The following is a 263-nucleotide window of genomic DNA, read 5'->3' on the forward strand; positions in this document are numbered from 1 at the left end:
GGTGAGGTTATTTTTGAAGGTGTTGATATTCTTAAGCTTAGTGAGGAGGAGTTTAGGAGGAATTATAGGTGGGTTAAGATAGCCATGGTTCCTCAAGGCTCCATGAACTCCCTTAACCCTGTACTTAGAATAATGGATCAGATGATTGAGCCACTAATCATTAGGGGTGTTTCAAGGTTGGATGCAATTAAGATTGCAGGAGATGCATTGGAGAGTGTTGGGTTGACTAGGGATGTTTTAACTAAGTATCCTCATCAATTGTC

At 40.7% G+C, this 263-nt stretch carries 1 pseudogene; it reads left to right on the forward strand.

Going from position 1 to position 263, the window contains the following annotated elements:
* Positions 1–263, forward strand: a pseudogene (locus BP896_RS00575) (ABC transporter ATP-binding protein); the annotation flags it as partial.

The sequence above is a fragment of the Caldivirga sp. UBA161 genome, assembly GCF_002506515.1.
In the GTDB taxonomy this organism is placed as follows: domain Archaea; phylum Thermoproteota; class Thermoprotei; order Thermoproteales; family Thermocladiaceae; genus Caldivirga.